Here is a 10,953-nt window from a genome sequence, read left to right as displayed (position 1 = left end):
TATAATCCTACGATATCAAGTATTGAATTAAGACTATTGCCAACGCGAAAACCAAGCAATGATAGCGGTAGTCTTTCTTGTAAATCTTAACTTGAGAAATATCGCGTCTGGCTAAGGCGTGCAAGTCTACTGAGGGATAACTGCTCCCATGCTCCCGTTGAAGTAGAAAGTAAAGTCTAGCTTTGTCTAGGTTTTATATAGCAGGTAACAATCAATGGTGCAGCAGATGCTCAAGCGGGTAATTCAGTGGCTCAAAAAATTGTTTCAGGGTTTGTTTGCTAGGAAACATAGTCCTAAACCAGTACAGCAGAATATTGAGAAAACAACCGCACCACCTCTGAGTGATACGGATCTAGAATTTCTGTTTACAGAACTGTTAGCAGGAGTTCATCAAGCTAGAGGCCAGGCTTGGGCGCAAAACTGGTTACATAAAATTGAACATCGTGTCAGCACTCAACAATGGCTAGATTGGCTAAATCACTTTGGAGAGAGATTATTAGCATCTACTAAACCTCATAATGAATTAGCGGCACGGTTAGTACAGTTGGGTGAGTTGGAGGTTGGTGAAGTTGGCGACCTGGCATACAATATTGGTATGCAATTGCTGACACGCACCCAAGCAGAACCTATTTGGGAATATGATGGACTTGATGCTGTCAGTCCAACTGTCTCTGAGGAGAATTTTCCAGAGGAAGAATACCAAACTGTGACTTGGGATGAATTATTGGTGATTTTGCAGGAAAATGACATCTTACGTCAGCAAATTGTACAAGATTTCGCTATTGAAAGTGATGACCCACAACAAATTATTCAGGTACTCATAAATAAATCTCAGACAATGGGTGAATCTGCTGGATCGGAAAAGTCAGATCAACCCATTCCTGAATGAATTGATGACAATATGATGACAATATTAGGTAATTAAATGATTTTTTTGACACAAGGATAGCTACAATCTAGGAGAAAGAAAATCCAAGAATGTGGCAAATGCTCAGGTGGCTATTGCAGTGGCTTAACAACTTATTCAAGTACCCCTTTGGCATTCGTCGAACTCATGAGTTCAACGGCGATGAGGTGTCTATGGTAGAAAAGTCTCTACCAGAATTAACCAACGTGGATCTGGAAGTATTGTTTAATGAGTTGCTTGAAGGTGTACATCAAGCGCGGGGACAACAATGGGCGCTGAAGTATTTGCAGCGAATGGAACCCCGGATCACTGTTGAGCGTTGGATCGATTGGTTGCTGATATTTGCTGAAAAGTTGCTTTCTTCACCAGCGCCCAATAGTAAGATCGCAACGCGAATGGTACAACTGGGTGAACTCAACATCGGCAAAGTTGGAGAACTGGCATCGGAAATTGGCATCCAGTTGTTAAGCCGTGAGTTCTTAGCCCAAAACTTACCGCAAAATCTACAAAAAACTCCACAACCCGCAGCGGTGGCAACCACATCACCAGTAAGGTTTGAAGAAGCGATCGCTGCTTATGACCAAGCAATTAGTCTCAAATCTGATTTCTCTAAAGCTTGGTACAACCGGGGTAGTGCTTTAGGAGAGTTGGGTGATTTTGATGGGGCGATCGCTTCTTTTGATCAAGCTATAGAGTTTAAGTCTGAATACCAAGAAGCTTGGGCTAGTCGGGGTTTAGCCTTGCTCAAATTAGGTCTGATTTGGGAAGCTATTTCTAGTTATGATCAGGCTTTGAAATTACAACCCCAAGATCAGGAAACTTGGTATTACCGAGGAGTTGCTTTGGGGGTAGGTGAGCAGTTTGAAGAGGCGATCGCTTCTTATGACCAAGCTTTAAAAATTCAACCAGACTATCATGAAGTGTGGATTGACCGGGGTGTGGTGCTATTTAACCTCAAACGTTGGTCAGAAGCAATTGAATCCTGGGACGAAGCATTAGCTATTCAATCTGATTTTTACTTAGCTTGGTATAACCGGGGCATCGCCTTAGAAAACTTAGGCAGACGCGAAGAATCTATTGAATCCTATCAACAAGCCATCACCATTAAACCTGATTTTCACCTCGCTTGGTATAATCAAGCTGTAGCTTTGTTTTACTTGGGAAGACTTACAGAAGCTATTTCTTGCTATGACAGCGCCTTAGAAATTAAACTCGACTATTGGGAAGCTTGGCTTGGTCGCGCCTTAGCCGTGGGGAATGTGGTTAATAACAAAGCATCTCTGAGTTTACCCAGTAGCATAGCGAAATCTCATCCTACCCTCAATCAGGGAGGTTATGAGGGCAAAATAGCCACTTATGAAGAAGGGTTAAAACATCTCCGCCCTGATACCCACCCAGAAGGTTGGGGAAGACTGCATTTAGCACTGGGTAACACCCACTACGAACACGGCAAAAAACAACCTTCACCCCGCTACTATTGGCAGCAAGCGTTAACTGAGTATCAACAAGCACTATTAACACTCACTTATGAAGATTTTGCAGAATTGCATCTAGAAGTATTGCAAGCTGTAACCAAAGTGTTTGTTGCTTTAGGGGAAACAGAAACAGCACAGGAATTACAAAAACAAGGTCTAGATTTATTACAACAATTACTAAATCAAAGCACCTGCTCGGAACAAAACAAAAAACAACTCGCTTTGAAATTTGCAGGTTTCATACAATTAGGAGTTGATTTAGCGGTAAATGCAGGTGATTTAGTAGAAGCTTGGGAAATTGCTGAACATGGCAAAAATACCTGTTTAAAACTACAGCTTTCTGGTGGGAGTAATGAAATTTATTCCCTCAACTATCAAGGGATTCAACAACTACTCAATCCGCAAACTGCGGTTATTTACTGGCATCTTAGCCCGGTTGCTTTACACACCTTTATTATTAAATATGATGCCCCATCACCGCTACTTTTATTAACACCTATCCAAGAGGTAGAAGTCATACCAGAAGCAGTAAAAAGGTTAGTAGAATTTGAAAGCTGGCTAGACTTTTGGCAAAAAGAATATCAAGAATATTGCCAAAATCAAAACTTAGAAAATCCCCTGGAAAATTCCTGGTGCGTGGATATGGAAGGCAGATTATTAAATTTGCGGAATATCCTCAATATTCCCACCATTATTCAGGAACTGGAAGGAATTACCAATCTAATTTTAATTCCCCATCGGGATTTACACAAATTGCCTCTTCATGTCCTTTTCTCTCTTGCACAACCAGATGTAAATTACACTATCCATTATCTCCCTAGTATTCAAACGGGTTTGGATTTAAACACCAATGGGTTATCAAATTGGCAACAGCAAAAATTCCTAAGTGTGGAAAATATCAAACCAGTAGTTAATGAGGAAATACAGCAAGAAATACAATTTGTTGACTTTGCAGCAGCAGTGGTGAGACAGATGTTTGATAATTCCCAACACATCCAGGGTTCACAAGCGACAAAAGATAATTTAGAAAATGCCCTAGCCGCAGATTATAACATCTTGCATTTTACTGGTCATGCGGTTAACAATTTAAGTGAAGTTGCAAAATCAGCTTTAGTTTTAGCAGATGAAGATAAACTGACTTTATCAGAAATTAGTCAACAGACTTTTAGTAATTACAATCTGTTTACTCTCACTAATGCTGAAAATGTTAGTCATAATATTCAAAATATCAGCAGTGAATATGTGGGTTTAACAACTGGGTTGTTAAATAGTGGTGTTCCTTATGTATTGAGTACACTTTGGAATGTGGAATCATCTGCTAATGCTTTAGTCATTATAGAGTTTTACAGCAGATTACTTTTTCATCACTCTCCAGTTACTGCTTTAGCGGAAGCTACAACTTGGCTAAAAGAAATAACTGTTGCAGAACTGATCACAGGGTATGAAAATTTACTCAATAATCTGCAACCAGAAGAGTTGAAATTGAGGGATTTTGTCACGATGCAAATTGATAAACATCGCCAATTATCACCTCAACAACAGCCTTATAATCATCCTTACTATTGGGCGGGATTTATCATTGCTGGATGTAATTGAATGGATCTTAAAATTACACATTACCTTAAAAACTGGGCATTTTGGGTCTGATAAATTAGAAAATCTGGGGATAACAGATAGCTAAAACTATTCCCTATTCCCTATTCCCTGCCTCAACGAAGGGACTTTTTCAGCAAACCCTAACTAAGGATACATGATTCATAGTCCTTGGATGAGAAAATATTTTCTTGAGGATGCTGCACCATAACACAAATGATTATATTTGACTATGTTTGACTATATTTTTGTGATTTAAACTCAATACCCAAATTACTCACAGATGTGGAGGATAGCAAAAATGATGCTGCTTTTTGGGCTATAACTTCAGAAAGCTGAACCTGCTTAATTTTTACCAAACCTTCTTTAATAAAGGAATCTCTCACTAAAGCTTTCTCTCCACTATTAAAGGAAGTTTCATAAAATACTTCTTTAATGCCAGCAGATATAATTAGCTTTAAACAAGACAAACAAGGTTCTAATGTTACATATATACTAGCACCTTCTGTAGATATACCATACTTTGCGGCTTGGGCGATGGCATTTGCTTCCGCGTGTACAGCCCTGGATGGTAGAATTTTACTGGCATCACAACTACTTAAACCTGGATAGCAATATCCTTGAGTTGTACAATGGGCTGAACCGGATGGGGAACCATTGTAACCTGTGGCTACTACTTGCTTGTTTTTAACAATTACAGCACCCACGGGAAAAGCAAGACAAGTTGATCGAGTCGCTGCTAGTTTGGCCAACATCAGGAAGTATTCATCCCATGTTGGTCTTTGATGGTATTCTTCAGATGAGCAAAAATCTTGCATGGTGTTTTAATTTCAAACTTTACTATTCTGCTTTGCTGACAATCAAAATCTTAAATGCTATGGCTTCCAATTGAATAAAAAGTTTTTTAATTGAATTAAAGCATCTTCACAGCCATTAAACTGTATTTCAGCAATAACAGTGGGAATACCGCGAGGAAATCTTGATATCCGCTTACCTGTTTCGTACAAAAGAATGATAGGAATTTTTTTACTCTCTGCATAAGCTAATTCCATTCCTACACCAAAAGAAAGCGAACCAAGGTAAGCAATAACCAAGTCTGATATACTCACCTGATGCTTATCTTTATCGAACACTTCACGAGGAGTAATATCGGGATTATTTACTGGATCAGTGTGTAAGTGCGGTACATAAGGCTGAAGACCGATTTCTTCACAAACAGAACCTATTTTTTCATATAGTGCTTTAGTTTCTATTGGATTTTCTACGTCAGTCAGCGCACCAGATATATATACTTTGTGCATTTTTCCTAGTCACCTTGCATTACAAGTTATAGCATTTACCAAGCTAGTGAGGTACAGAGTTTTTTAGTCTTAGGGAACAGGGAACAGTAAATAAGTTAGGGTGTACCTCATGAGACTGAGAAACGCTATATATCTCTTTCAATTTTGAAACAACAAATTTTAGTTTTATTACAAAAATATGAGCTTTAAATATAAATATCTTTGTGCATAAAAATATAGTGTAATCATCTATTTGATCCTGGAGATATTGTTTTATTTGGATTTGCTTGTCTCTGAGGAGTCGTATCTGTTTTTGGATTTAAAGTAGACGAATCAGAAGATTTGAACAAAGCAATTAATGAAATAATAATTCCCAAAGCGCCGGCTATAGATCCTATTGCTGACCACCGAGTTTGTTGATCTGAACCTAGAAAACCTAGTAATGTGTCTTTAACACCTTTTTTAAGTTTTTTATACTCATCTGATTCAACCATGAGTTTTCTCAGTAAATCTGAATCACGCTTCATCCAAGTATTTTGTTTTTGGGCAAAATAGTCATTGATTTCTTGGGCATTAGGTCTTCCAATGAGTACATCAAGTCTTGCATCACTTGATCGATGGGTAACATTTTGGGACTTGGAACTTAATTTTTCAATAGCTAAATGGGCAATTGGATTTTCAACGTCTCTGACATTAATTCGGACTTCTTTGTCTGAAAGATTATGAAGGGCTATACAAAGAACACCTGACCAATTAGGATTTACTCTTGTGCCAATGTGTCCTAAACCTTCCGATACAAGCTTAACCACAGAATAAAGTGGTCCTCGAAATTGATTACTGAGTTCGACTGCCTCATCAGTCCAAACTAGAGCAGTATCTCTTGGTGGTATGTAGAAAAACTTCTGTTTTTCGCTGGGGTTATCTGGATTTGATTCCGTTTCAATAGGCAAGCGTTGCTGTAATCCAATTGCATAAGCATATTCACTAGCTGTTAGACATAATTCACAAGCCTTTATACTACCTGGTTTAAGAGGATGAAAAAGTATACCTTTACCAAGCTCCCTAATAATATCTTGATAACTCAAAACAGACATGAAATACTCCCTGACCTTTAGACAGCATGAGAATTTTCTAAAATTGTTGCCAACATGGTTGCTTGTTAGCGTTTATTGATCTTGAACATAAGGCTTGTCAATTTTAATACAGTTTGCGGCTTTTTGCAATTCTATCCCCAAATATGCAGCATGATCTGGACGTATTGCAGGGGAAGCGGCGCAAATTTCTCTGACTAATTTCAAAGCATTTTTACCAGAATAACAACCCACTATTTCCCCACTACCAGGGGTTGTATGTGTGACAACTATTTCATCATCTGCTATTTCTATTAAAAAATTTCCTGCGGGGTCAGCATAATCTAATTTTCTGCAAATAGCTACATATTGTTTTTTAATAAGTTCTTCTGCATTACTCCAAGTATCATCATATATATGCGCCGACTGACTGAGAGTTATTAATGGTCCCATTTTCAAATCATATTCAGAACGTCCAGCAATTTCATCTCTAATATGTTTTTGTAAAGCCCTTAAACCCATTGCATTTGCAGGCCAAGCAGCGAACATATCATTACTTCTGAGAGTCGCAGTTAATGATAATTCATTATCTACAACCCGTAACCAAATATGATTTAAACAAGGACTACCACCTTTTTCATGATCTTTCACATCCCATAAAGTCATTACTGCACTAGCAGCATCAATTTCTCCAATTAATTTCTGAATCACCTGTTCAATTTGATCTTTCCCAAACCAAGAACGCAAACGCTGACCATAAGTATATTTCACACCTTCCCTATAGGGTGCATCATCTAAAATTTGCGAAACATATTCTTCTAAAAAACTTCTATCAATTGGTAAATAATTAGGTTCAGGAAAATAAAAATCCTCTGGTTCATCGGTGACAACTGCCGTTAAATCTATTAATTCTTGCCATTTGCCATCATAACCTGTGGGTCTAATTGTGCCTGTGGTTTTAATGCGATGGATGATTTTTACCCAAGTTTCAGCTATAGTTTTACCTTCTATTCTGTGTCCATAGCGTGTCCCTGGTAAAACCTTGGGTTCGACGGTGGACATAGGAAATTCTAACGGTATTCCCCAAGGTGCAATGGTTGGTTTTTGGGCATAATATTTAATTTTTTCAACTGCTTCGGAAATAGATTTCTCTTCTTCCACTTCTACAGCATGACGCAATTTTTCTAAAGCATTTATATCAATATCTATATCAATATATCCGGGAATAGTAGAACGAATTAACCAAGATGTGCGCCCTGTATCGCTGACATTTTTTTCAACACCATTGCGAAAAAAGTCCAGTAAGCATTGAGACGCACCTGCATTTTGATCTTCTTTGGTAGCGTTGAGGACAACCAAATAACAAACATGAGGATTCAATAACAAATTGCGAATTAGCAGATTTATACCCCTAGTAGGTGAATATAACTGCCCTATGACGGCATATTCTGACGGTTGCAGGTGTTTGGCGATCGCTTGCTTTACTGTCCAACCTGTAATTACTGCTGTTTGCCCATTTCCATAAATTAACTGGTTGGGTTTGTGCTGTGCTGCATACCGAAATTGAGTTGCATGACCTATTTCTGTCATCTTCTAGCTCAAGCTCAAAAAATAGCAATTTATTATATCACATCGTGAATCTATTTATTGATGGAATTATAAATTTTATCTTTTTATGACTTGAGGAGTAATTTCGACCTTTACAAAAATTAATTTATCTGTTACAGTTCTTAACATAGAGAAAAGTTAAGGAGATAACATAATGACTACAAACGGTTCTATGATTGATGATCAAGGCAAAATGAATAACTTTGCAGTTGAACCAAAAGTATATATAGACGAACAAGGCGATCGCACAGGTTTTACACCTTATGCAGAATTACTCAATGGTCGTTTAGCTATGATTGGTTTCATTTCTCTGATAGCCTTAGAAGTATTCACAGGACACGGTGTTATCGGAATTTTAAAAAGCCTGTAGAAAATAATTAAAATCTGCTTACATAACAGCTTACATAACAATTGATAAACTAGAGAGACGGGAAAATTCTCGTCTTTTTAATTTGGGAATGTGGGCAAAAAATTTATGGTATGTTGTTAGCATTAAGCAAAGGGGAATCTATGGTTTTAACTGCTTCAACAATGTTACCTCTAGGTACTAAAGCGCCAGAATTTCATCTACCAGAAGTAGTATCTGGAGAAAATATTTCACTGGCTAATTTTGCAGATAAAAAAGCATTATTAGTGATGTTTATTTGTCGGCATTGTCCATTTGTGAAGCATATCCAAACAGAATTAGCCAATTTAGGAAAAGATTACTTGAATAGTAATTTGGGAATAGTTGCTATTAGTGCTAACGATGCTCAAAACTACCCAAATGATGCACCTGAATCCTTAAAAGAAATGTCCACAGAGTTGGGATTTAAGTTTCCTTTGTGCTACGACGAAACCCAGGAAACAGCACAAGCTTACACAGCAGCTTGTACACCTGATTTTTTCCTATTTGATCAAGAAAGAAAATTAGTTTATCGCGGACAATTAGATGATAGCCGTCCTAGTAATAATAAACCAGTAACAGGTGCAGATTTACGCGCAGCAATTGAAGCCGTTTTAGTTGATCAAGCTGTCACCAGTGAACAAATTCCCAGTGTGGGTTGCAATATTAAATGGAAACCAGGGAACGAACCTAATTACTTTGGTTAAGAAAATTTTAATCATCTCCAGATTATTCACACATTCTGATTTCTGAACAGGTGGGAATTTCCCGCCTGACTCCTGAATTATTAACCCTAAAAATCCACAAATAATAACTAACCTATGAGGGGTGAAATTCTATTTTTCTAGTGTTTATTGGTTGTACTGGACGAGCATTTACTTGATATAATTTTTGGAAAGCTGCAATTTGTTCTTCAGAAATTTGAGTTGTTTCTGTTAGTACATTCCATTTGACATTTTCGCTGCATGGTGGTGTAGTTAGTGAACCGATATAACTGAAAAAATCTTTATTTTTAGGTAGTAAATTGGCAGCGTTAATCGTATAATTTTCAATGTCATTGATTTTTCCCACTGCGGGAATATGCTGCCAAATCTGATTAATTAAGGGATTAGCTGAACCTTGATTCATCATCACTCCCACAACTGCTAATTGGTTTTTAACATTGCGGTGTACCAAGTGCATTTCCAGAGCAGATGCTTTATTATTAATAGTATGTTCGCTAGGTGTATGAAAATGAAACTGGATGAGTTCATATTCCTCATCGTTAATTTTTATAGTGCTACCTGGGTTGTAATTGACTTGGACAGTATGACCATTATTAACAACTAATAAAGGTGTGGGTTGATAGTTAAACTCTATTTTAATAGGAGTTCCTTCTACTGCATGATTTATATTGATGGGAGATTGATTTTTCCCTAGTTTACAAAGCGCAAACTCAGGACTTATTTCTCCCCAGTGAGTAGGATTTGCTGCACCTGCATAACTCCAGTCTGGTGTATTTTCCTCAGCTATGACTGGTGTAGGAAATATAGCCATTAATCCTATTAAAAATACTACAATTACTATAATATTTACAAACAAAAGGTTTTTTATTTTCCAGCTTAGTTTCATTCTACTAAAATCTATACCTCAACAAAATATAATTCAAAATGCAAAGGATCACAATTCAAATTTCCCAAATTCAAGAGACAAAAATTTTATTAACACCCCAACAACAACATTATTTATTGCGAGTTTTGCGATTACAAGATGGAGATAAATTTATCGCAATGGATGGTATGGGTAAATGGTGGTTAACCCATTTAAAAGGAGAAACAGGAGAGATTTTAGAATTACTGGAAGTGAAAACAGAGTTACCTGTATCTATAACTTTGATGGTAGCTTTACCAAAAGGAAATGGTTTTGATGATGTTGTCCGTTGTTGTACTGAGTTAGGTGTAACTTGTATTGTACCAGTTTTGAGCGATCGCACCCTCATCAACCCCAGTCCCCAAAAATTAGAACGTTGGCGACGCATAGCTGCTGAAGCAGCGGAACAGTCAGAGCGTGCTTTTGTCCCTACCATTTTAGAACCTGTAGCTTTTAGCACTGCTGTAAATGCAAGTACAGCAAATCAGCGTTATATTTGTGAAGCGCGGGGAAATTATCCACATTTAACACAAGTGCTAAATAATCTCTCTGGTGAAAATATAGGTGAAATTGTAGGTGAAAAGATAGATGAAATTGTCATTGCCACAGGACCAGAAGGAGGATGGACAGATAAGGAAATTGAAATGGCTATAAAAGCAAAATTTCAGCCTGTTTCCCTGGGTTGTCGTATTCTCCGCGCTGTCACTGCCCCAATTGTAGCATTATCCTTGATTACGGCTGCTTGTGAGGCATAAACCGCAATACTTTGTGATAATTATTCAGAAGTGAATGTAATTTGCGGAATGTGGGTATAAATGATATATCTCACGCACCAAGATAAAGATAACGCTGTTTGCGTCTTTACTTCTAGAACACCGATTCATTAATCGTCAGGGCGAAGCATTCGGGTGATAACCTATCGCTAAAACCATTGATATTCTGTCCGAATGCTTCGCCCCTACAAGGTAAAAACAGATTACCTAGCATTACTGAATCGACGCTCTAG

The 10,953-nt window shown here is 37.7% G+C and carries 10 protein-coding genes; 5 read left to right on the top strand and 5 right to left on the bottom strand.

The window, feature by feature from the left end; all coding sequences use genetic code 11:
- Window positions 1–214: 214 nt before the first annotated feature.
- Window positions 215–889, top strand: a complete 675-nt coding sequence (locus PN497_RS00635; RefSeq protein WP_096572110.1) for a hypothetical protein — start codon at window positions 215–217, stop codon at window positions 887–889.
- A gap of 89 nt (window positions 890–978) precedes the next feature.
- Window positions 979–3,978 carry a CHAT domain-containing protein gene (locus PN497_RS00630; RefSeq protein ID WP_272109280.1) on the top strand — a complete coding sequence of 1,000 codons (3,000 nt, stop codon included), beginning with the start codon at window positions 979–981 and terminating at the stop codon, window positions 3,976–3,978.
- 227 nt (window positions 3,979–4,205) lie between these two features.
- Here the strand turns inward: PN497_RS00630 and PN497_RS00625 are convergent, their stop codons facing one another.
- From PN497_RS00625 to PN497_RS00610, 4 genes are all read right to left on the bottom strand, one after another.
- Window positions 4,206–4,793, bottom strand: coding sequence for a deoxycytidylate deaminase (locus PN497_RS00625; protein WP_096571544.1), 588 nt, complete (start codon window positions 4,791–4,793; stop codon window positions 4,206–4,208).
- A gap of 57 nt (window positions 4,794–4,850) precedes the next feature.
- Window positions 4,851–5,276 carry a nucleoside 2-deoxyribosyltransferase gene (locus tag PN497_RS00620; protein ID WP_096571546.1) on the bottom strand — a complete coding sequence of 142 codons (426 nt, stop codon included), beginning with the start codon at window positions 5,274–5,276 and terminating at the stop codon, window positions 4,851–4,853.
- Between the two features lie 224 nt (window positions 5,277–5,500).
- A complete protein-coding gene (locus tag PN497_RS00615; protein ID WP_096571548.1) occupies window positions 5,501–6,349 on the bottom strand; it encodes a dCTP deaminase/dUTPase family protein in 849 nt (282 codons plus the stop codon).
- A gap of 72 nt (window positions 6,350–6,421) precedes the next feature.
- Window positions 6,422–7,915, bottom strand: coding sequence for a thymidylate synthase (locus tag PN497_RS00610; protein WP_096571550.1), 1,494 nt, complete (start codon window positions 7,913–7,915; stop codon window positions 6,422–6,424).
- Window positions 7,916–8,087: 172 nt separating this feature from the next.
- Between PN497_RS00610 and PN497_RS00605 the strand changes: the two genes are divergently transcribed.
- The gene (locus PN497_RS00605) at window positions 8,088–8,303 is read left to right on the top strand and encodes a chlorophyll a/b-binding protein (protein ID WP_096571552.1); all 216 of its coding nucleotides are present in this window, start codon (window positions 8,088–8,090) and stop codon (window positions 8,301–8,303) included.
- A 140-nt stretch (window positions 8,304–8,443) separates the two neighbouring features.
- Window positions 8,444–9,025, top strand: coding sequence for a thioredoxin family protein (locus PN497_RS00600; RefSeq protein ID WP_096572812.1), 582 nt, complete (start codon window positions 8,444–8,446; stop codon window positions 9,023–9,025).
- Between the two features lie 112 nt (window positions 9,026–9,137).
- On the opposite strand, the gene PN497_RS00595 is transcribed toward PN497_RS00600, so the two are convergent.
- Window positions 9,138–9,854 (bottom strand): carbonic anhydrase, encoded by a 717-nt coding sequence (locus PN497_RS00595; RefSeq protein WP_096572813.1) that lies wholly within the window; start codon window positions 9,852–9,854, stop codon window positions 9,138–9,140.
- A 113-nt stretch (window positions 9,855–9,967) separates the two neighbouring features.
- On the opposite strand from PN497_RS00595, the gene PN497_RS00590 reads away from it, so the two are divergent.
- Window positions 9,968–10,702 (top strand): 16S rRNA (uracil(1498)-N(3))-methyltransferase, encoded by a 735-nt coding sequence (locus PN497_RS00590; RefSeq protein WP_096571554.1) that lies wholly within the window; start codon window positions 9,968–9,970, stop codon window positions 10,700–10,702.
- Window positions 10,703–10,953: the final 251 nt, after the last annotated feature.

Origin of the sequence: Sphaerospermopsis kisseleviana CS-549 (genome assembly GCF_028329225.1) — a bacterium.
GTDB classification, from domain to species: domain Bacteria; phylum Cyanobacteriota; class Cyanobacteriia; order Cyanobacteriales; family Nostocaceae; genus Sphaerospermopsis; species Sphaerospermopsis kisseleviana.
The sequence above is the reverse complement of the archived record's forward strand: the minus strand, read 5'-3'. Positions and strand labels throughout refer to the sequence as shown.

Excerpts from the sequence above, each read along its gene's own strand:
- PN497_RS00635 (WP_096572110.1), top strand. The coding sequence starts at position 215 with ATGGTGCAGCAGATGCTCAAGCGGGTAATTCAGTGGCTCAAAAAATTG.
- PN497_RS00610 (WP_096571550.1), bottom strand. The coding sequence starts at position 7,915 with ATGACAGAAATAGGTCATGCAACTCAATTTCGGTATGCAGCACAGCAC.
- PN497_RS00600 (WP_096572812.1), top strand. The coding sequence starts at position 8,444 with ATGGTTTTAACTGCTTCAACAATGTTACCTCTAGGTACTAAAGCGCCA.
- PN497_RS00625 (WP_096571544.1), bottom strand. The coding sequence starts at position 4,793 with ATGCAAGATTTTTGCTCATCTGAAGAATACCATCAAAGACCAACATGG.
- PN497_RS00615 (WP_096571548.1), bottom strand. The coding sequence starts at position 6,349 with ATGTCTGTTTTGAGTTATCAAGATATTATTAGGGAGCTTGGTAAAGGT.
- PN497_RS00595 (WP_096572813.1), bottom strand. The coding sequence starts at position 9,854 with ATGGCTATATTTCCTACACCAGTCATAGCTGAGGAAAATACACCAGAC.
- PN497_RS00605 (WP_096571552.1), top strand. The coding sequence starts at position 8,088 with ATGACTACAAACGGTTCTATGATTGATGATCAAGGCAAAATGAATAAC.
- PN497_RS00630 (WP_272109280.1), top strand. The coding sequence starts at position 979 with ATGTGGCAAATGCTCAGGTGGCTATTGCAGTGGCTTAACAACTTATTC.
- PN497_RS00620 (WP_096571546.1), bottom strand. The coding sequence starts at position 5,276 with ATGCACAAAGTATATATATCTGGTGCGCTGACTGACGTAGAAAATCCA.
- PN497_RS00590 (WP_096571554.1), top strand. The coding sequence starts at position 9,968 with ATGCAAAGGATCACAATTCAAATTTCCCAAATTCAAGAGACAAAAATT.